At 59.9% G+C, this 20973-nt stretch carries 16 protein-coding genes; 10 read left to right on the top strand and 6 right to left on the bottom strand.

Annotated elements, in window-relative coordinates:
- Positions 1 to 46: 46 nt before the first annotated feature.
- Both LGH74_RS06065 and priA read left to right on the top strand, forming a co-directional pair.
- Positions 47 to 2101, top strand: a complete 2055-nt coding sequence (locus LGH74_RS06065; RefSeq protein WP_226173373.1) for a thioredoxin domain-containing protein — start codon at positions 47 to 49, stop codon at positions 2099 to 2101.
- Positions 2102 to 2210: 109 nt separating this feature from the next.
- Positions 2211 to 4748, top strand: a complete 2538-nt coding sequence (priA, locus tag LGH74_RS06060) for a replication restart helicase PriA (RefSeq protein WP_226173371.1) — start codon at positions 2211 to 2213, stop codon at positions 4746 to 4748.
- 18 nt (positions 4749 to 4766) lie between these two features.
- Here the strand turns inward: priA and LGH74_RS06055 are convergent, their stop codons facing one another.
- Positions 4767 to 5153 (bottom strand): hypothetical protein, encoded by a 387-nt coding sequence (locus tag LGH74_RS06055; protein WP_226173369.1) that lies wholly within the window; start codon positions 5151 to 5153, stop codon positions 4767 to 4769.
- 622 nt (positions 5154 to 5775) lie between these two features.
- A complete protein-coding gene (locus LGH74_RS06050) occupies positions 5776 to 6402 on the bottom strand; it encodes a hypothetical protein (RefSeq protein WP_226173368.1) in 627 nt (208 codons plus the stop codon).
- A 249-nt stretch (positions 6403 to 6651) separates the two neighbouring features.
- Here LGH74_RS06050 and LGH74_RS06045 point away from each other — a divergent pair, with 249 nt between their 5' ends.
- From LGH74_RS06045 to LGH74_RS06035, 3 genes are all read left to right on the top strand, one after another.
- Entirely contained in the window at positions 6652 to 7431 is a 780-nt protein-coding gene (locus LGH74_RS06045; RefSeq protein WP_226173367.1) for a class I SAM-dependent methyltransferase, read from the top strand.
- A 59-nt stretch (positions 7432 to 7490) separates the two neighbouring features.
- A complete protein-coding gene (locus LGH74_RS06040) occupies positions 7491 to 8726 on the top strand; it encodes an S-adenosylmethionine:tRNA ribosyltransferase-isomerase (protein WP_226173366.1) in 1236 nt (411 codons plus the stop codon).
- A 153-nt stretch (positions 8727 to 8879) separates the two neighbouring features.
- On the top strand, positions 8880 to 9197 hold the full coding sequence (locus LGH74_RS06035; RefSeq protein ID WP_226173358.1) for a hypothetical protein: 318 nt from the start codon (positions 8880 to 8882) through the stop codon (positions 9195 to 9197).
- Positions 9198 to 9271: 74 nt separating this feature from the next.
- Here the strand turns inward: LGH74_RS06035 and LGH74_RS06030 are convergent, their stop codons facing one another.
- Positions 9272 to 11890 carry a M14 family metallopeptidase gene (locus LGH74_RS06030; protein ID WP_226173357.1) on the bottom strand — a complete coding sequence of 873 codons (2619 nt, stop codon included), beginning with the start codon at positions 11888 to 11890 and terminating at the stop codon, positions 9272 to 9274.
- Positions 11891 to 12017: 127 nt separating this feature from the next.
- Between LGH74_RS06030 and LGH74_RS06025 the strand changes: the two genes are divergently transcribed.
- The gene (locus tag LGH74_RS06025; protein ID WP_226173356.1) at positions 12018 to 12434 is read left to right on the top strand and encodes a DUF2721 domain-containing protein; all 417 of its coding nucleotides are present in this window, start codon (positions 12018 to 12020) and stop codon (positions 12432 to 12434) included.
- A gap of 147 nt (positions 12435 to 12581) precedes the next feature.
- Here the strand turns inward: LGH74_RS06025 and LGH74_RS06020 are convergent, their stop codons facing one another.
- The gene (locus LGH74_RS06020) at positions 12582 to 12830 is read right to left on the bottom strand and encodes a hypothetical protein (RefSeq protein ID WP_226173352.1); all 249 of its coding nucleotides are present in this window, start codon (positions 12828 to 12830) and stop codon (positions 12582 to 12584) included.
- 203 nt (positions 12831 to 13033) lie between these two features.
- Here LGH74_RS06020 and LGH74_RS06015 point away from each other — a divergent pair, with 203 nt between their 5' ends.
- Both LGH74_RS06015 and LGH74_RS06010 read left to right on the top strand, forming a co-directional pair.
- A complete protein-coding gene (locus tag LGH74_RS06015) occupies positions 13034 to 13516 on the top strand; it encodes a hypothetical protein (protein WP_226173350.1) in 483 nt (160 codons plus the stop codon).
- Positions 13517 to 13798: 282 nt separating this feature from the next.
- Positions 13799 to 14974 carry a ribonuclease D gene (locus LGH74_RS06010; RefSeq protein ID WP_226173348.1) on the top strand — a complete coding sequence of 392 codons (1176 nt, stop codon included), beginning with the start codon at positions 13799 to 13801 and terminating at the stop codon, positions 14972 to 14974.
- A 313-nt stretch (positions 14975 to 15287) separates the two neighbouring features.
- Here the strand turns inward: LGH74_RS06010 and aceA are convergent, their stop codons facing one another.
- Complete coding sequence (aceA, locus tag LGH74_RS06005; protein ID WP_226173346.1) at positions 15288 to 16574, bottom strand: isocitrate lyase; 1287 nt, start codon at positions 16572 to 16574, stop codon at positions 15288 to 15290.
- Between the two features lie 203 nt (positions 16575 to 16777).
- Entirely contained in the window at positions 16778 to 18409 is a 1632-nt protein-coding gene (gene aceB, locus LGH74_RS06000) for a malate synthase A (protein WP_226173344.1), read from the bottom strand.
- Positions 18410 to 18651: 242 nt separating this feature from the next.
- On the opposite strand from aceB, the gene LGH74_RS05995 reads away from it, so the two are divergent.
- Positions 18652 to 20100 carry a helix-turn-helix domain-containing protein gene (locus tag LGH74_RS05995; RefSeq protein ID WP_262904530.1) on the top strand — a complete coding sequence of 483 codons (1449 nt, stop codon included), beginning with the start codon at positions 18652 to 18654 and terminating at the stop codon, positions 20098 to 20100.
- A 90-nt stretch (positions 20101 to 20190) separates the two neighbouring features.
- Positions 20191 to 20964 carry a class I SAM-dependent methyltransferase gene (locus tag LGH74_RS05990; RefSeq protein WP_226173340.1) on the top strand — a complete coding sequence of 258 codons (774 nt, stop codon included), beginning with the start codon at positions 20191 to 20193 and terminating at the stop codon, positions 20962 to 20964.
- The last annotated feature ends 9 nt before the right edge of the window (positions 20965 to 20973 follow it).

The raw sequence follows: 20973 nt of genomic DNA, 5'->3' as shown, positions 1-20973 counted from the left end.
CGGCCCCAGTGGTCGGGTTTTGTTTTTTACCCTCAGCACCGTGCCCATGTCTTCTTCCCCATCGTCGGCGGCAGCCAACCGCCTCAGCCAGGAAACCAGCCCGTATTTGCTGCAGCACGCCCACAACCCGGTGGACTGGTACCCATGGGGGCCGGAGGCGCTGAGCCGCGCTCAGGCCGAACAAAAGCCCATCCTGGTTAGCATTGGCTATGCTGCCTGCCACTGGTGCCATGTTATGGAACAGGAATCGTTCGAAAATCCGCGCATTGCGCAGGTGATGAACGCCCATTTCGTGTGCATCAAAGTAGACCGGGAAGAGCGGCCCGACGTGGACCAAGTGTACATGGACGCTCTGCAGGCAATGGGCGTACAGGGCGGCTGGCCGCTGAACGTGTTTCTGAACCCGGAGGCCAAGCCCTTCTATGGCGGCACCTACTTCCCGCCCCGTAGCTGGACGCAACTCCTGGAAAGTATCGGCCAAGCGTATCAGGGAGAAGACCGGGCGCAGCTCGACAAATCGGCCGAGGAATTTGCGCGGGTGCTGCGGGCCAGTGACCTGGAAAAATATGGTGCCACAGCAGCAAAGCTGGCGGTATCAACCGAGCAGTTTCAGCTGCTGGTGTATAACCTGAGCATACGGTTTGACCCAGAGAAAGGCGGCATGAACCGCGCCCCAAAGTTTCCGATGCCCAGCATTGGGCGGTTTTTGTTGCGCGCCCACGCTCGCACCGGTAGCCCCCTGGCCCTTACCCACACCGTGCTGACGCTGCGCGAAATGGCCTGGGGTGGCATATACGACCAAGCCGGTGGCGGTTTTGCCCGCTATTCGGTGGACGCCGAGTGGCTGGTGCCCCACTTCGAGAAGATGCTCTACGACAACGGGCAACTAGTCAGCTTATATTCCGAAGCCTATCAGTTGACGCAGGATAAGCTTTTCCGCACGGTAGTTTACGACACTATTGCTTTCGTGCAGCGGGAGCTAATGAGTCCGGATGGCGGATTTTACTCTTCCCTGGATGCCGATAGTGAAGGCGAGGAAGGCAAGTTTTACGTATTTACGAAGGAGGAGCTGCAGCACATTATCGGCGAGCAGGAGCCGCTGTTTTCGGACTACTACAACTGCACGGCCCTAGGCAACTGGGAGCATGGCCGCAACATTCTGCACCGCCACGAGTCGGACGCCGACTTTGCCGCCCGCCACGAGCTGGCGCCCGAGGTGCTGGCCGAGTTGGTAGCCGAGTGGAAAAAGAAAATCATGCGGGCCCGCGCCAAACGGGTACGGCCGGGCCTCGACGACAAAATTCTGACCGGCTGGAATGCCCTCATGCTGATTGGCCTCGTGGATGCCTACCGGGCCTTTGGCGAAGCTGAATTTCTGGCCCTGGCCCTGCAAAACGCGCGTTTCCTGCAACAAAACCTGCGCCACGGCCCACGGCTGCACCGCAACTACAAAGCCGGCCGCGCCACCATCGACGGGTTTCTGGAAGACTATGCGCTGACTATTCAGGCTTATGTAGGGCTCTACGAAGTCACGTTCGATGCGCAGTGGCTGCACGAGGCCGATGAGCTAGCCCGGTACGTGCTGACCCACTTCTTCGACCCGAAGGAAAACCAGTTCTTCTATACCGACGATGCAGGGGAAAAACTTATTGCTCGCAAAAAGGAGTTGTTCGACAATGTAATTCCCGGCTCCAATTCGGTAATGGCCCACAACCTGCTGCGGCTAAGTTTGCACCTGGAAAACGACGAGTACCATGACTTGGCCGCTACCATGTTGGCTCAAGTGCAGGAACTGGTAGTGAAAGAACCGCAGCACCTGGCCAACTGGGCTGCTCTTTACGCCGCCCTGCTGCAACCAATGGCCGAAATTGCCATTGTGGGGCCCGAAGCAGAAGACATGCGCGCCGAGCTGGGTCGGCACTTTCTGCCCCACGCCGTACTGGCCGGTGCCCCAGCAGCGGCCGAGCTGCCGCTGTTGCGGCAGCGCACGGCCCCAAACGGCCAAACCACCCTTTACGTGTGTTTCAACCGTAGCTGTCAGCAGCCGGTGCATTCGGTAGCGGAGGCCCTGGCGCAACTGCCCAACCATGTGGCCGGCTAACTTTTAGTGGTTGGCCCTGACCCATATAAGCCCAAGTGCTGGCCCGGCGGAAACCTCCGGCCCGCAATTCGGCTTACCTTTGTGGTCCTGTTGTTAGCTGATCTGTCCGTTGAGCCTTTCCTTTGACTTTGCCCAGCCGGAAGCCGCCGGAGCCGACCGCGTCACGCTGTTTGTCGACGTAATTCTGCCCCTGCCGCTGCCCAAGCTGTATACTTACCGCGTGCCCTACGAGATGAACGACGACGTCGTTATCGGGGGCCGCGTGATTGTGCAGTTCGGGGCCAAAAAGACGCTCAGCTGCATCGTGGCTGCCGTGCACGAAACCCCGCCGGCGCAGTACCAGGCCAAGTACATCCTGGAGTTTATCGACGATGCGCCAGTGGTGACGCAGGCCCAGCTGAAGCTCTTCCGCTGGATGGCTGACTACTATATGTGCACCCTAGGCGAGGTTATCAACGCGGCGTTGCCCTCGGCGCTGAAGCTCAGCTCGGAGTCGCGCATTCAGCTGCACCCAGCCTACGTGCCCGAGGCCAACCCCTACCCGCTGAGCGAGCAAGAAGAGCGAATCGTGGATGTACTCAGCTCCGAGGATGGCAAGGCGCTGACTTTTACCGAAGTCGGGGATTTGCTGGGCAACACCAACTTTCACAAGGTCATCAAGTCCCTGATTCAGAAGGACGTCATCTTCCTGTTTGAGCACCTGGCTGATAAATATTCGCCCAAAGTGGTGAAGAAAGTGCGGCTGGCCCACCACTTCGTGGAGGAAGCAGCCATTGAAGAGCTGTTTACCCGCCTGGCGAGCAAGCCCAAGCAGCTCGACGTGCTAATGCGCTATTTGCAGCGCGTGCCGGTGTACCAGAATGTGCACGCCAACCACCAAGGCATCGAAAAGGCCTACCTCACCAGCGCCCCGCACCTCTCCCCTTCGGCAGTGAATACGCTCATCAAAAACGGCGTGCTGGAGCAGTTCGACGTCATTGTGTCGCGCTTCCCGATGGATGATTCGCCGGAAGCCAAGATGCCCTTCACGCTCAGCGAAGCCCAGCAGTCGGCCCACGATGAGGTGCTCAAGCAGTTTGGCGAAAAGGATATTGTACTGCTGCACGGCGTAACGGGCGCGGGCAAAACCGAAATCTACATCGAGTTGATCCGCAAGGCCCTCGACGGCGGCGGACAGGTGCTCTACCTACTGCCCGAAATTGCCCTCACAGCCCAGATTGTCACCCGGCTGATGCGCGTGTTCGGTACGCGCCTGGGCGTGTACCATTCCAAATTCTCCGACAACGAGCGGGTGGAAGTGTGGAACGGCGTGCTGTCGGGCCGCTTTCAGGTGGTAGTGGGCGTGCGGTCGGCGGTATTTCTTCCGTTTGATAACGTCTCGCTCATCATCGTGGACGAGGAGCACGAGAGCAGCTACAAGCAGTACGACCCGGCCCCGCGCTACAACGCCCGGGAAGTGGCCCTGATGATGGCCAACTTCCAGGGTGCCAAAACCCTGCTGGGCTCGGCCACGCCAGCCGTAGAAACCTATTACCAGACCCGGGCCGGGCGCTGGGGCCTAGTTACGCTCAGCAAGCGGTTTGGCGAGGCCGGCCTGCCCGAAATTGAGCTGGTGGATACGCGCAAGCAGCGCGACGCCAAAAAGATGCTCAACCACTTCACGCCCGAGTTGCTGAGCGAGATTGAGCGGAAGCTGGGCTTGAAGGAGCAGGTTATCCTGTTTCAGAACCGCCGCGGCTACTCGCCCTTCATTTCCTGCCTCGACTGCGGCTGGATTCCGAAGTGTAAGAACTGCGCCGTGAGCCTCTCCTACCACAAGCACGCCCACGAGCTGCGCTGCCACTACTGCGGCTTCCACGACCGGATGCCGGTGGAGTGCCCCGCCTGCGGCTCCCGCAACCTGAAAACCGTGGGCTTCGGCACCGAGAAAATCGAGGACGACCTCAAGATCATGCTGCCCCAGGCCAACGTGCAGCGCATGGACCTCGACACGACCCGGGCCAAGAACTCCTACCAGCAGATTATTTCGGACTTCGAGCAGCAGACGACCAACGTGCTGGTAGGCACTCAGATGGTGACCAAGGGTCTGGACTTTGCCAACGTGAGTCTGGTGGGTATCATCAACGCCGACAGCATCATTCATTATCCGGATTTCCGGGCCCACGAGCGGGCGTTCCAGATGTTTGTGCAGGTGAGCGGACGGGCCGGGCGCAAGGGCAAGAAGGGCAAAGTCATCATCCAGACGGCCGACCCGGCCCAGGTGATTTTCGACAAGGTAATCCGCAACGACTACCTCGAATTCTACGAGTACGAAATTACCCAGCGGCGCGAGTACGGCTTTCCGCCCTTCATGCGCGTTATCCGGCTCACGGTAAAGCACGTCGACCAACTGGTGGCTGAGCAGGCCGCTATTCTGCTCACCCAGGAGCTGGTGTACCGGCTGGGCCGGGAGGCCGTGCTGGGTCCGGAGGCTCCTTATATCTTCCGCATCCGGAACTTCTACCTGCAGGAAATTACCATCAAGCTCGACCGGGAACACACGGTGCTCAAGCATGCCAAAGGCCAGATTTCGGAGGCCATCAACGTGGTGAAAGATCAGAAAGAGTTCAAGCAGGCCCGCTTGGTAGCCGACGTGGACCCAATGTAGCCGGAAACGAGGCGGCGGTTAAACAAAGCCGATTACCAACAGGAATCCGGCTATTAGCACAGCTGCCCCGAGCAGACAAAAGACTATAGTAGCCAGCGGATTTAGCAGAAACGCTACCCCAACCAGTAGCGCACCGCCCAGCATGACGAATAGTCCGGAGCGGCGCGAGGCTCTTTTGCGGCGTCTTTCCGCTTCCGCTTCACTGATGACTTCGGGTTTGAGTTTGGCCAGACGTTCTGCCCGACGGGTTTCCCGCTGCAGCCGCCGGCGCCCGTTTTTACCCTGGTTAAAAGCCAAAGCTACTCCCAGCATGGTCAGAAAAAGTCCGCCCAGCACTTTCAAAAAACTGCCCCGATCTTTAGTGGTTGTCACCTCATAGATCTTGATATCAGCCGTCAGCAGCAAGCCAATCCCGGCGGCTCCTATTACAGTTCCAACGATATTCGTGCGGGTAGTAGCTGGGTCGGGGCCGGAAGCTGATGGGCGACGCATAGTGGTATCGGGGGCCAGCGGGTGGCTAGCCGGGGCCCGAGCTGGTAACGGTATTTGGCGGGGCCCCAGAATTTTACTTGGTGGCCCTAGCTCCGGCGCTGGCAGCGTATTCGGGGCAGCACTGGCCGTAAATGCGGGCAATAAGGCGGCCTGGTCGGCGTAATCGGCAGCCGTTGGTACCGAATGGGGCGCTGCTGCGCCATATTCTCGTAATGCGGGCAGCGTGGCGGCCAGCCGGGTACTCTGGCAGCTAACAGCAAGCAGGCTGCCGAGCAAGAGCCAGAAGCAGAAGAGCTTCATAGGGCACGAATAATGGCAACGTTCAATAGCGGATTACTATACTTCCATCCGTAAGCACGCGAATTTCCGGCTGCTGCCAAATGCCAAGGAGCACTTCAGGCCTGACTAAGCACCGAATGGCTTCTGTCAGCTGTCTGAAAAGCCTGAAACGAGAGTCACCTACCGTATCCGCATGACACGAAAAAAGCCCCGCCGGATACACCAGCGGGGCTTTCTAATTACGAACCGGCAGCTGCTAGATTTCGTCGAGCAGGTAGAGTACGATGAGTACCAGACCAACCAGAATCAGCAGCGCACCCAGCAGGTAGATGATACCGCTCGACAGGGCCGCGCCCAGAATTTCGACCAGGATACCAATCAAAACCAGGATGATACCCTGACGCAGCTTGCCTTGCAGCTTGTTGGCGCTGGCAGCCTCGCTGTGCTTGTTGAGCTGCATCTTGTTGCTCAGCTTGTCGGCTTTCTTTACCACCTTAGCTACCATTGCCCGCTCCAGCACGTTCAGCTTACGCTTGGCTTTGGCCGGTGCAACCGGGCCCTGGGCGGCCTCAGCCTGGGCTGGGGCGGCGGCTACCGTTGCCTTCGAGGCAGCGGGAGCAGCAGCTACTGCTTTAGGAGCGGCTACTGCTGCGGGGGCGGCTTCGGCTTTGGGAGCTACTGCTACCGCTTCGGGGGCCGCTACGGCCTCAGGAGTCGGCGTGGCTACGGAAGCTGGCTTCACACTTACCGACCGATGCTCGGCACCGTGATAAGACGAGGTTTTGGGCAGCATGGCGTACTCAGCACGGTTGCAGCTGCTCAGAGCCACTACTACGGCGGCAAAGGCCGTTAGCTTCTGTAAAAGTCCGGATACGTGTTTCATGTGGTTTGAAAAGGAGGGTGAAGGATGCAAAAACAGGCTTTCTACGGGCCAAAATATAAAGAGTGGCTCAACTTTGTTATTTACCAACTGTTTTATATCCATTTTTTTCACCTCAACTCACTAAGAGCGACACGCTTTAGAGAATATAAAATATTTTGAATTCTCCTCGTTAGTAGCCAGCAAAATCGAATCGAACCCTTCCCTACTTATGGATGTTTGTCTGAACGCAGTTTATTTGCACTTGTGCGTATGACCATTCCTTCTCCATTTGTGCTGGGCTCGTGGGCTCTGACTGTCTTCCTTAGCCAGGGCTGTACCCAACCCCTCACGGAAAGTACCGTGGCAGCCGTAGCCGACCAGCGCCGGCAGGCCCCGGTGCCCGACACGACCGGCTACGAGGTGCGTGCACCAGCCGACCCCAACGGCATCAACCGCTATTACCTGGGCCGGCAGATTGCCCACGTAATGGGCCACGAAGGCGCCGACTGGCTGGAGCGCTCGGGCCGGCAGGCGGAGGAAGGTACCGACGTGCTCCTGAAAGCCCTGCGCCTTAAGCCCACCGACGTGGTAGCCGATATTGGGGCCGGTACGGGCTATTTCTCGTTTCGGATGAGTGCCTTGGTGCCGCAGGGCAAGGTGCTGGCCGTCGATATTCAGCCCGAGATGATAACCTACCTGCAGGACAACAAGGAGCGCAACAACGCCCCCAACGTGGAGCCAGTGCTGGGTACGGTACAAAACCCTAACCTGCCTCCCAATAGCGTCGACCTGGCCCTGATTGTAGACGCCTACCACGAATTTGACCACCCCCGAGAAATGATGCGCGCCATCAAAACCGCGCTGAAGCCCAACGGCCGGGTAGCCCTGGCCGAATACCGGGCCGAGGATGCCAAAGTGCCCATCAAGCGCATTCATAAGATGAGCGTGGAGCAGGCCCGTAAGGAAATGAAGGCGGTGGGTCTGGAGTTTATTGAAAGTGTGGAAACCCTGCCTCAGCAGCACCTGATGTTTTTCCGGCGACCCAAGTAGCGTAACTCGGTAAGGTCGGCTACCGGCTAACCCGCGCCGGGCGTGTACCTTTGCAGTCTATGTCTGCCTTCCCCGATCCACGCCTGCTGTCCATCCACGATTTCACCTACCAGCTGCCGGCCGCGCGCATCGCGCCGGAGCCATTGCCCAACCGGGACCAGTCGCAGCTGCTGGTGTACCGCGCCGGTACCATCCAGGACCAGCGCTTCACGGACCTGCCGGCTGAGTTGCCCGCCGATGCGCTGCTGGTCTTCAACAACACCAAAGTGGTGCGGGCGCGGCTTTTTTGCCAGAAACCCACCGGCGGCATCGTCGAGCTGTTTTGTCTGGAGCCGGTAGCGCCCCACCGCGCCGTGGAGCTAGCCATGCAGCAAACCGGCAGCTGCGCCTGGAAATGTCTGGTGGGTAATGGCAAGCGCTGGAAATCCGGCCCCGTGCAGGTGGCTTTTACTCTGAATAATGAGCCCGCCACGCTGACGGCCGAGCGGCTCGAAGCCGCCGACGGCTACTCCCTGATTCAGTTTAGCTGGGAGCCGGCTGCCGTGCCATTTGCCGAGGTTCTGCGGGCCGCTGGCCATTTACCCCTGCCACCCTACCTGAACCGCGAAGACACCGACGTGGACGCCGTACGCTACCAGACAGTGTATGCCGCCCACGAGGGCGCGGTAGCGGCTCCCACGGCCGGCCTGCACTTTTCCGACGCGGTATTTGCCGACCTGAAAGCCCGCCACATTGCCACTGCCGAGCTGACGCTGCACGTTGGGGCCGGCACGTTTCAGCCCGTGAAAGCCGACCAGATGGCCAGCCACGCCATGCACGCCGAGCCCATATCGGCCAACGCGGCCGTGCTTCGGCAGCTGCTGGCTCACGCGCCCCGGCCCATCATTGCCGTGGGTACCACCAGCCTGCGCAGCCTCGAAAGCCTGTACTGGCTCGGGGCCCGGCTGGCCCGGCAGTTACCCCCCGCCGACGAGCCAACGCTGCACGTTACGCAGTGGCAGCCCTACGAAGGCCAGCCCGACGTGCCGCTGGCCGAAGCCCTGCAGGCGCTATTGGACTACCTGGAGCGCACCGGCTCCGACACGATTCAGGCTACTACCCAACTGCTGATTGCGCCCGGCTATACGTTTCGGGTGGTACGGGGCTTGGTTACCAATTTCCACCAGCCCGAAAGCACCCTCCTGCTGCTCGTGGCGGCCCTCATCGGCTCCGACTGGCGCCGCGTGTACGACCACGCCTTGGCCCACGACTACCGCTTCCTGAGCTACGGCGACAGTTCCCTGTTACTGCCTTAACAGGGTGTTTTCCTATGCCACGCTGATTTTCTGCGGTAGTTTCTGACCTGATTATTAGCTGTCTGTTGTGCTGCGCTCAGTGCGTGTACAACCTATTTTATCGGGGCCGTATAAGGACCTATAATTTCCATTTCCTCCTTGACTTTCCATACTATGAAAAAGATAGCACTGCTGCTGACAATGGTAGCCTTTTCCGTTGCTGCACACGCGCAGGATACCAAAACCACCGTTCGTGACGACGCCACTGGTGCCAAAACCACCGCTGAGGTACGGGACAACGGGACGGTGAAAGTAGAAAGCCGCTCGGGCCGCACCAAGGCCGGCCAAGCTGCCTACAACACCAAAGAGGATGCTAAGTACGCTGGCAAGAAGACCGGCCACGTAGTAAAGAAAGGTGCCCAGAAAACCGGTAGCGCCGTGAAAAAGGGCGCTAAAGCCGTGAAAAACAAAGCTGAGGACGTAGTAGATTAGTCTGCTACGAATTCCGCAAAAAAGCCCTGTCAGCTAGCTGACAGGGCTTTTTTTATGGCTAGTAACCAACAACTCTACTGGCCCACGAAAAACAGTGCGTTGCCGAAGAGCAGCTTGCCGCCCTGCCAGAAGCCCCGAAACAGCGGGTTGTCGGCTAGGTACACAATCTGGCCGCGGCCCATTTCCTGGGTACCCAGCACAAACGTATCGGTGAGCTTGCGGCGGGCCCCGCGCCCAGTGAAGCCGGCCGTGTAATTGTCGCGCTTGAGCACGCCCACGTTCCAGCCGCCCGGACCCAGAAAACGATAATTGAGCGTGTCGCGCACCAGGGCGAAGTAGGTAGCCCCGTAGCCGAAGCCCAGCGGGTGGGTGTTGTCGAGCTGCACGCGGTAGACGCTGCCCTGCACCCGCTCCCCGATCTGCTGCCGCTCGGCGTCGGCGTAGCGGCGCAGCAGCTGGTAGGAGTTGCCGTTGCGGGCAGTAGTATCGGGCGCTTTGGTTTTGAGTAGGAAATCCTTTTTGTTGGCCAGAAATGCTGCCCCACCTTCCAGCGCAATGAGCTTACCGCCCCCTCGTACCCAAGTTTTCAGGTTTTCGAGGCCCTTCTCGGAGTAGATATCCGAGTAGTCACCGTCGGGCAAGATCAGCACGTCGAACTTCTGCAGCGGCACCGTGCGCAGGTAGTCGGCCCCCAGCACCGTAACGGGGTAGCCCAACTGCTGCTCGAAGAAGTGCCATACCTCCCCAAACGCCGTGGGCGACACTCCGTCGCCGGCCACTACAGCCACGTTGGGCCGGCTAACGTAGCGCACGTAGCCCGAGCCCAGGTCGGCGCCGCTGGTAGAAAAGCCCGACTGCACGGCCTGCACCCGCACGCCCGCCGAATCGGCCTGAGCCCGCACCAGCTGGTCGAAGCGCGCCCCCAGGTTTTCGTTGCCGGTGCGGGTGATGATGAGCGTACCGGGCTGGTATTTCTGCCCCTCAGCCTCGAAAGCCCGCTGCGCCACCCGCACCTTAATGCGTTGCTGCAGCAAACGGCTCAGAAAGCGCAGGTCCTGCACGTTGCTCCACCGCGACACGTAGGCGTAGGGTGCGGTGGTAGTACTGCCCACTACACCGGCTTGCTGCACGTTTTTACTGGGCACGTCTTTCAGCGGCTGCGGGTCAAGGCGCGACCAAAGCGCGTAGCTGTTCACGCCGTAGGCATAGGGCAAAGCCCAGGAAGTAATGTCGTAGGTGAGGGAATCTTCCAGCGCGGGCCGGGGCTCAAACAGCACCTTCACCAGCGTCGATTTGGGCTGATACATGCTCACTACCACGTCCTGGGGCTGTAGCTGCACGTTTTCGGTTTTGCCGGTGGCGTAGCTGAAGGCCCGGGTGCGCAGCTGCCGGCCCGCGTAGCCGTAGCTGATCTGCTGCCGGTCGAGGTAGGCGGTAAAGGCCCGCAGCTGGCCCGGGTCACCACTGCTGCTGAGCACGAAGGTTTTGTATTCGCCTTTGGGCTTGGTGCGGGCATTAGTATAGTATTTCTGAAACTCCTGCACCAGCTCGGTGTACCGGTCGGCGGTGGCCTGAATGGTGGCCAGACTGGCGGCGTGGTGGTGGTCGATGCGCTGGCGCAGGGTGAGCGTGTCGCCGTCGGCTTTGGCCACCCGAATGCCGGCCCGGCCCGAGCCACCCTGCTCGTAGGTCATGCCGATGGCGCCGTTGAAGCTGGGGTAGGTGTCGCCGTAGCTGGGGTAAAACAGGTCGTAGGTTTCGCGGGTGAAGTAAAGCCAGTTGTGCTGGTCGAACACCTTGCGGTTGTAGTCGCCGATGATGTTCTGGAAGTTGCGCTGCCAGGGGGTAATGTCTTCGTGAAATGGCTTAGCAGCGGGCGAAAAGTAGTAGGGGTCGTCCAGGCTCATTTCGTGGAAGTCGGCGTGTACCTGGGGCAGCCACTGGTTGTAGAGGGCCACGCGCTGCTGGCTTTCCTGCTGGGTTTGCCAAGCCCAGTCGCGGTTCAGGTCGAAGAAATAGTGGTTGTAGCGGCCCCCAGGCCAGGGCTCGTGGTGCTCCCAGGCGTAGAGTGAGGCATTGGGCTGCTGGCTTCGCACGCGGTTGTACCACTGCACATACCGCTCGCGCCCGTCGGGGTTCACGCAGGGGTCGAGCAGCACCACCACGTTTTGCAGCCACTGCCGAGCCTGCTCGTTTCCGGGGTTGGCCAGGTCATACAGCACTTCCAGCACTGCCTCCGACGACACCGCCTCGTTGCCGTGAATGTTGTAGCTGAGCCACACAATGGCCGGCTGCTGCTGCTCCACAGCCCCGGTTTCTAAGCCAGCCTGGCGCAGGTTATTCAGCCGGATGTCTTCCAGCCGGGCCAGGTTTTCGGGCGTGCCCACCTGCACCACTTCCAGCGGCCGACCTTCGTAGGTGCTTCCATAGGGCTGCAGGCGCATCCGGCCGCCAGCATTCTGGGTTACGTGCTGCACGTAGTCGAGCACCCGGGCATGGGGCGTGAAGCGGCTGCCCAGCGGATAGCCCAGGTATTGGGCCGGCGTGAGCAAGCCGGTAATGGTGGGCTGGGCAGCCGACTGCGCCACCGCCCATGCCCCGTTCCACCCGAGCAGCAGCAACGTCAGGGCCACGACGCGGATGTGGCGGTAGAACGCCTGGCAAGTGTGGGTCAGCGGGAAACGGCAGGGCATAGCGGCGAGGAGGAATATGGAAAAGCAAAGCTAAACCTATTGATTATGCGGCTACTTTGAACATCTTTCCCCAACAGCACACCAGCCGAACCACTGTTTTCCTGCCCATTTATCCTCTGTTCAGCCTATGGAAATCACCCTTACCACTCCCGCCCTGCTGTTTCCGGCGCTGTCGTTGCTGCTGCTGGCCTATACCAACCGCTTCCTGGCCCTGGTCAACATCGTGCGCACGCTCAAAACCCAGTACAAGACCACCCATAGCCCCCACCTGATCCAGCAGATTCACAACCTGCGGCGGCGGGTGGAGATGGTGCGCAGCATGCAGGCTGTGGGTGTGGGCTCCATGCTGGGCTGCGTGCTGGCCATGTTCCTGATTTACGCGGGCTTCAATTCGGCCGGGGCGCTGGTGTTTGGCGGCAGCCTGCTGGCTTTACTGGCTTCGCTGGCCCTGTCGCTCTGGGAAATCCAGATTTCGGTGGTAGCCCTCAAGATTGAGCTCAACGACCTGGAGGAAAGCGAGGAGCAGCGCCTGGCCGGCCGCTAGAGCCTTGTGCAGACAGATTAAGAAAGAACGTTATGTCGAACGCAGGGAGACATCTCGCGTGCTGGCGGTATGATTACTAATCCAACGACGCCACGCGAGATGTCTCCCTGCGTTCGACATGATGTGCTACTCAGAACCAGGTTCTACTCAATTACTTTCCGCCGGCGCGGTTTCCTTTTCCCGAATCTGGTAGAGTACACTTTCGGCTACGCCCCGGCCAAAGAGGCAAACGCCGGCATTGAACACGCCCAGCGCTACCGTGCCGGCCGCCACCCACTGCGAGGTAGGCGCGCCGCTTTGCTTCATTTGGCTGGCCCACTGCACCAAGCAGCTGCCAAAGCCGATTACCATCAGTCCGGAGGGGGCAAAAACCAACCATTTCTTTTTGTGCGTCATCGTTGTAAAGCAGTTAAGTAGAACAATAAACCGGGCTGCGGGCGGCCGCCATCAGCCTTGAAACAACTTCGGCAGCCGGTTGCGTCTTCTCCAATCGTACCTTTGGGCGCTTGGGTTACAGTCAGCACCCGAAATACACCGTTTTCATTAGCGGCCCGCCCTACTTTGGGTACCGGCCGCTTTTCCAGCCCGTTCCTCCTTCCATGAGCGCCACCCACTACGAGCAGCTGTTGCACGAAGCTTTCCGTACCGAAGCCGAAGCCGCCCAGTTCCTGTCCGCCGCCGACGTCTCGGCCTACCGCTCCTTCGAGCAGGCCGCCAGGCCCGATATTGCCTTCCGCTTCGAGCGGGTGCGCCTGGCCGTGGCCATGGCCATTCTCAAGCTGCTGGCCGACCTGGGCGACCATGAGGAAAGCCGCAAGGTGATGGAAGTGATGCACCGCGCCCTCAAGGCCAAATCGGTGGGCGAAATCGACGCTACCATTACCAAGGACGCCAAGCTGTTTGAGAAGCTCTACACCAACCTCTACGTGAACGAGGACGGCGAGCTGCTGCTCAACCTCTTCGAGCGTACCCTCGACGCCGATACCAAGCCGCTGATGGCAGAAGTTATTCAGGAGGCGCTGGAAGTGGCCCGGGAGCTGGACTTCAGCCAACACGACGAGGACGACGAAGACGAGGCTTAAACCGAGGAAAAACAGCGCGGAACGCGGCACAAATCCTTACCTTTTCATCGTTTACTATACTGGCTCCACTGGCTTTTATACCGATACACACCGGGGTGGGCTTTTTTCGCCTTTCTTGCGCCCTGCGTCGGCCGTCGTAGAGCTTGCCCGTGGCCAGCTTAGCCGCAAAGTAGCGGGCTGTTCTGGGCCTGTTGGTTTTGCTCGGTGGCCGTGCCTACCTTTACCCAAATGGCTCCGGCCATCATTCCGCGGCCCCGCCGCCCTCTTTCTGACCTTGCCTGAATGTCTACACCTACTATTCACTACCTGACTACCGCTGCTGAGATGCAGCAGGCCGCCGAGGCCCTGCGCCCCGCTACGCGCCTGGGCGTTGACCTCGAATTCGACGATATGCGGCACCGCTACGGCCGCAACCTGGCGCTGATTCAGATCTTCGACGGCCAGCAGGTGTATCTGCTCGACCCGATTCCACTGACCAACCCCGGCCAGGATCTGGAGCCCATCTGGGCGCTCCTGCGCGACCCGGCCATCGAGAAGGTGTTCCACAGCTGCAAGTCCGATATCCTGCTGCTCGACGAGCTCTATGGCGTACATGTGCGCAACATTCTCGACACCAGCGTGCAGTATACGCTGCTGGGCGAATCGGACAACAACATTTCCTTGGGCCGCCTGATTCAGGCCGAGCTGGGGCTGGAGGTGGATAAGGGCGAGCAGAAGTCGAACTGGCTGAAGCGGCCCCTCACCGAAGCCCAGAAAGTGTATGCCGCCAACGATGTGCTCTACCTCTTTGAGCTGGCCGACCGCCTGCGCGCCAAGCTGGCCGAACTGGGCCGCACCGAGTGGGCCGACCAGGAAAACGCCGCCCTGGAAGAAGTACGCTACACCCGCGACGAGCGGCCCTACCTGCGTGTAGCTGGCAAATACCGCATTCTGCCGGCCGAAATGCCCCTATTTCGCGACCTGTACATGCTGCGCGACCAGGTAGCACGCCAGCTCGACAAGCCGCCCTACATGGTGTTTGCCAATGACCGGTTGCCCGAGCTCGTGCGCGACACCCCGCGGGATGCCAACGACTGGAAGAACACCCGCGGCCTGCACCCTGAGCTGAAGCGCAACCCCTATCTGGAGCAACTGGCGGCCCTGTCGCCCGACAACTTCGTATCGGTGCCCGAGCCGGCCGCTACCGGTGAGCAGCGCCGTTTTCCGTTCCGTCGCCGCCTCAGCGGTGAAAAAGCCGCCAAAGCCGATGCCCGCGAACAGCTCCTGATTCAGCTCAAGGCCCACATTACGGCCGATGTAAATGTGTACGTAGCCAACCTGGTACTTTCCAACCGCCTCGTGGCCGACATCATCGAGCTGGGTGCCGACCAGGTATTGCGCCCCTGGCAGAAGACCATTCTACAGGATGCCTGCCAACGCCACGACCTCAGCTACGAGCAGATAGCCGCCCCATTTTAAGCGGCTCCGAGCCTTGAAGACACCCCAGCGGTAGAATTAAAATGGCCGTGGTACGAACGTACCACGGCCATTTTGTTATCGGGAAGCCCGTGGGACGTACGTCCCATGCCCATTTCGGCACCGGGTAGGCCGTGAGACGTACGTCCCATGCCCATTTTGTTGCTGTGAAGCCCGTGGGACGTACGTCCCATACCCATTTTGGCACCGGGAAGACTGTAGCACGTACGTCCCACGGGCATTTTGGTACTGTAGAGGCCGTGGAACGTACGTACAACGGGCCTGCGTTGCTTCCGAAACGCGAAGTATCCGCGTCTTAATGACTGAACTGCGCTTCTTCCGTGGAGCCCACCAGGGCCGAGGTACTGGCTTTGCCAGCCGACACCACGCTCTGCACCGCATCAAAGTAGCCGGTGCCTACGAACGACTGGTGCTTCACCGCTTTGAAACCGTGCTTCTGGAGGGCAAACTCCCGCTCCTGTAGCTCCGAGTAGCCCGCCATGCCCCGCTCCCGATAGGCCTGTGCCAGCTCAAACATGCTGGTATTGAGGGCGTGGAAGCCGGCCAGGGTGATAAACTGAAATTTGAAGCCCAGCGCGGCCAGTTCCTCCCGAAAGGTTTCCATCTGCTCCACGCTCAGCTTAGACGCCCAATTGAACGACGGGGAGCAGTTGTAGGCCAGCAGCTTGCCGGGAAATTCGGCGTGAATACCCTCAGCAAAGGCGCGGGCCTGCTCCAGGTCGGGGTGAGAGGTTTCCATCCAGAGCAGGTCGGCATAGGGTGCGTAGGCCAGGCCCCGGGCAATGCACGCCTCCACGCCGGGCCGCACCCGGTAGAAGCCTTCACTGGTACGCTCCTCACCCGTGAGCACAAAGGGCAGGTCCCGCTCGTCCACGTCGGAGGTAATCAGGTCGGCGGCGTCGGCATCGGTGCGGGCTACTACCAGCGTGGGCACGCTCAGCACATCGGCGGCTAAGCGGGCGGCTACCAGCTTGTTGATGGCCTCCTGGGTGGGCACCAGCACCTTGCCGCCCAAATGGCCGCACTTCTTGGCCGAGGACAGCTGATCTTCGAAATGCACCCCAGCGGCTCCGGCCTCAATCATCATCTTCATCAACTCAAACGCATTGAGGTTGCCCCCAAAACCAGCTTCGGCGTCGGCCACGATGGGCACCAGCCAATGCACGTCGCCCTCCCCGCTCAGGTTCTGAATCTGGTCGGCGCGCAGCAGGGCGTTGTTGATGCGCTTCACCACGTTGGGCACACTATCCACTGGGTAAAGGCTTTGGTCGGGGTACATCTGGCCGGCCCCGTTGGCATCGGCGGCCACCTGCCAGCCGCTGAGGTAAATGGCGTTCAGGCCCGCCTGTACTTCCTGCACAGCCTGGTTGCCGGTGAGGGCGCCCAGGCCAGCCACGTATTTCTCCGAGTGCAGCTGGCTCCAGAGCCGCTCAGCGCCCTGCCGGGCCAACGAGTACTCGATGCGGATGGAGTTCTGGAGCTTCACCACGTCCTCGGCCGAGTAAGGCCGCTCGATGCCTTTCCAGCGCGGGTTGGTGGCCCAGTCCTTGTTGATGCTGGCAATACGTTCTTGCTTGTTCATGGGAGAGTACGTTGGGCAGGCACGGCCTGCGGGTTGAAAGGAAGTGGTTGAGGAAGTTAGAAAAAGGCAATGCGCGGCCCGGCAGGCTGAAAAGCCGCTTTTCGGAAAAGGCAATAAGAAAGTGGGGCACGTTTTTGGTCGTGCGAGTCAAGTGGGGCGACCTACTGCTTAGAAGGCAGCCGGCCCGTATCAGCAGGGTTTAGCTACGCCAGCTGCTCGTAGGCCGGCACCGTGAGGAATTCCACGAATTTCTGGCTCGTCACTAGGCCGTCGAAGAGGCGGGCGGCTTTCAGATACTGGCCGTTGGTGTAGCGCTCCTCGCCCACCAGCGCCCGAATTTTCTCCAGCTGCAACGGCACGTAGGAACGGTACAGCTCCACGGTGATTTCGCGGCCATCGGCCAGCGTAGTGCCGGGCGTGTGCAGCCACTGCCACACCTGGGCCCGACTGATTTCGGCCGTGGCCGCGTCTTCCATCAGGTTGTAAATCGGCACGCAGCCGTTGCCGCCCAGCCAGGCTTCGAGGTACTGAATGGCCACGTCGATGTTGAGTTTCAGCCCTTCCTCGGTAATGGTGCCCTGGGGCGCTTTCACCAAATCGGCGGCTGTTACCTTCACGTCTTCGCGCTTGTTGTCAATCTGGTTGGGCTGCGGCATCAGCTCGTTGAACACGGCCAACGCTACCGGCACCAATCCGGGGTGTGCTACCCAAGTACCGTCGTGGCCGTTTTTGGCCTCCCGCACTTTGTCGAGGCGCACTTTCTCCAGCGCGGCCTCGTTGGCTTCGGGGTCGTTTTTAATCGGAATCTGGGCAGCCATACCCCCGATGGCGTGCACTCCACGCCGGTGGCAGGTCTGGATGACGAGCTGGGAGTAGGCGGCCATAAACGGCACCGTCATTGTCACCTGGGCGCGGTCGGGCAGCCGGAACTCGGGCTTGAGCCCTAGGCGCTTGATGTAGGAGAAAATATAGTCCCAACGGCCGCAGTTGAGTCCGGCGCTATGCTCGCGCAGCTCATACAGGATTTCGTTCAGCTCGAAAGCGGCGGGCAGCGTCTCAATCAGCACCGTGGCTTTAATGGTGCACTTGGGCATTTTCAACGACCACTGGGCAAAGCCGAAAATGTCGTTCCAGAGCCGGGCTTCCAGGTGGCTTTCAATTTTGGGCAAGTAGTAGTACGGCGCGCTGCCCCGGCTGCACAGCTCGTGGGCGTTGTGGAAAAAGTACAGTCCGAAGTCGAACATGGAAGCGCTGATTGGTTCCCCATCGACCAGCACATGCTTTTCTACCAAGTGCCAGCCGCGGGGCCGCACTACCAACGTGGCCGTAACGTCGTTCAGCTTATACTCCTTGGTGGGCGTGCTCAGCGAAATGGTGCGGCGCACGGCGTCGCGCAGGTTGCGCTGCCCCTCAATAACGTTGGCCCAGGTTGGGGAGTTGGAATCTTCCAGGTCGGCCATAAACACTTTGGCGCCCGAGTTCAGGGCGTTGATAATCATCTTGCGCTCCACCGGGCCAGTGATTTCCACCCGGCGGTCCTGTAAATCGGCGGGCACTGGCGCTACCGTCCAGGGCTTGTCCCGAATCATCTGAGTTTCGGGCAGAAAATCGGGCAGGATACCGGCTTCAAACTCGCGCTGCCGGGCCTCGCGGCGTAGTAGCAGCTCGCGCCGGGTACGGTCGAAGCGGCGGTGCAGCTCGGCTACGAAGGCCAGGGCCGAGGGCGTCAGGATTTCGGCAAACTCGGGCGAGTAGGCTCCGATTACTTTCACCCGCTCCGGCGTGAGGTAGGCGGGCGGCGAAACTAGCGTTTGGGGTTCTGCGAAAGGTGACATAAGCTAAGTTGTTTTGGAGAGAAGCTGGAAAGAATATAACCAAACATACGTTAGCGAATTTTATTAATCAAGCGAATATTCGCTAAAATTTACAAAAGCTGGGTTTTCCCTATTTTTGCAAGGCTTTTAAGCCGTTATCTTTTTTCTTGTTGCTGCTCTTAGGGTCGTTTTTCGTCTAGCCGATCCTTCTTTTCTATCCACCTATGCTCAGTCACGGTCAGGTTGTCCGGTTAATTTTTGGTTTGAAACTGCGCGAGTTGCGGCAAGAGCGCGGCTTTACTCCCGCCGAGCTGGCGCGGGCCTGCGACGTATCGGTGTCGTACCTGAATGAGATTGAAAAGGGCAAGAAATACCCCAAAGCCGATAAAATACTGAGTTTAAGCAAGGTACTGGAAGTCAGCTACGACCAGCTTACCTCGCTCACGCTCAGCCGCAAGCTGGAACCCATTTCCGAGCTGCTACAATCGGACCTGCTCAAGGAGTTTCCGCTGGAAATGTTCGGGCTGGACCCAGTGCGCATCGTGGAGCTGATTTCGGACGCGCCGGCCAAGATGAACGCCTTTATCGGGACGCTGTTCGAAATTGCGCGCAACTACGAAATGCGGCAGGAACACTTCTTTCTGGCCTCGTTGCGCTCCTACCAGGAGATGCACGACAACTACTTTGAGGAGTTGGAGCAGGACGTGCGCACCTTCGTGGGACAAGAGAAGCTGATGGTAGCCGCTCCTTTCGCCACTCAGCAGCTGGAGCGGGTGCTGACCAACAAGTACGGCTACAGCGTGGACCGCATCAAGTTGGGCGAGTACGCCAGTCTGGGCCGGCTGCGCTCCGTATTTCAGCCCAAAACCAAACGTCTCCTCATGCGCCCGGGCCTGACTGGGGCCCAAGAGGCCTTCGTGCTGGGCCGCGAAATTGCCTTCAATTACCTTAACCTGCGGGAGCGGCCCTACGTGAATGCCAGCTTCCCGGTGCGCAGCTTCGATGAGGTGCTCAACAACTTCAAGGCCTCGTATTTTGCCGGGGCGCTGCTGATGGAGGAAGACAGCCTGACGCGGGACTTCCAGAAGCTATTTGCCAGTAAAAAGTGGGACCCGACGGCATTTCTGGACCTGCTGACCAAGTATGACGTGTCGCCGGAGATGTTCATGCAGCGCATCACCAACCTGCTACCGCGCCACTTCGGGCTGCAAAGCCTGTTTTTCCTGCGCTTCGACCAGGCCAATGCCGACGCGGGCTTTCTGCTGACCAAGGAGCTACACCTCTCCCGCCTGCACAACCCCCACGGCAACGAGCTGCACGAGCACTACTGCCGCCGCTGGGTGTCGCTACGCCTGATTTCGGAGCTACGCCAGCAGCCGCCGTCTTCGACGCCCTACACGGCTATTTCGGCCCAACGCTCCCACTATTTCGGCACCGACGACGAGTACCTGTGCCTGACTCTGGCTCGGGCCGGCGGGCCGGGCGAGCCAGCCGTGAGCGTAACAGTGGGCCTGCTTTGCGACGACAACCTGAAGCAGAAAGTTCGTTTCCTGGACGACCCGGCCATTCCAATCCGTATTGTGAACGAAACCTGTGAGCGGTGCCCCATTCCCGACTGCGAAGTGCGGGCCGCAGCGCCGGTGGAAATCGAGCGAAAGCAGCGTACCAAGGAGCTGGAAGCAGCCATTGCCACGCTGGTAAATGGCGGGTAGTTGGTTGTTTCTAAGAACGTCATTCCACGACTTTGCCCGGAATGACGTTCTTAGAAATAACCAACTATCAACAATTAACACCCAAACCCCATGTCTACCGCCAAAGAACAGTTTGACCGCCAGGCTACGCACTACAACACCCAGTGGAACAGCTGGAGTGAAGCGCTGCTGCGGTGGCTGCTGGAGCATGCCGATGCCCAGCCCACCGATACGGTACTCGACGTGGCCACCGGCACGGGCTTCACAGCCCTGGCCTTTGCACCGCTGGTGCAGTCGGTAGTGGGGCTGGATGTATCGACGGGGATGCTGGCCGAGGCAGCCCGGCAGCAGCAGCAGCAGCTGGGGCTGCACAACGTGACGTGGCAGGAAGGCGCCGCGGAAGCCCTGCCGTTTGCCGACGCGTCGTTCAGCATCGTTACCTGCCGCGTGGCCCCGCACCATTTTGATTCGGTGCCACAGTTCCTGGCCGAGGTGAAACGCGTACTACAGCCTGGAGGTCGGTTTTTGCTGGCCGATACAACGGTACCCGACAACGAGCCGGAACTAAGCCGGTGGCAAAACCGCCTAGAAAAGCTGCGCGACCCTTCGCACGCCCGTAACCTGGCCCCGCAGGAATGGCGAACCGCATTGGAAGAAGCCGGCCTGCAAGTGGAGCAAGTGGAGCCGGCCGCTCCCGATGGCACCATGCCACTCAATGGCTGGCTGGAAAAAGCCGGCTGTACGGGTACTGCTGCCGAAGCCGTGCGCCACGAGTTCCGAACGGCTTCGGCCGAAGCACAGCACCAGTTTCAGATTCACGAGGTTGCCGACGGAGACTTTACCTTTGTCTGGCAGCGGGTGGTGGCAAAAGCCATTAAACCCTAAAAAAGCCGC

This window comes from Hymenobacter lucidus (assembly GCF_020447265.1).
Taxonomy (GTDB): Bacteria; Bacteroidota; Bacteroidia; order Cytophagales; family Hymenobacteraceae; genus Hymenobacter; species Hymenobacter lucidus.
This window is presented reverse-complemented; position numbering and strand designations above follow the sequence as displayed.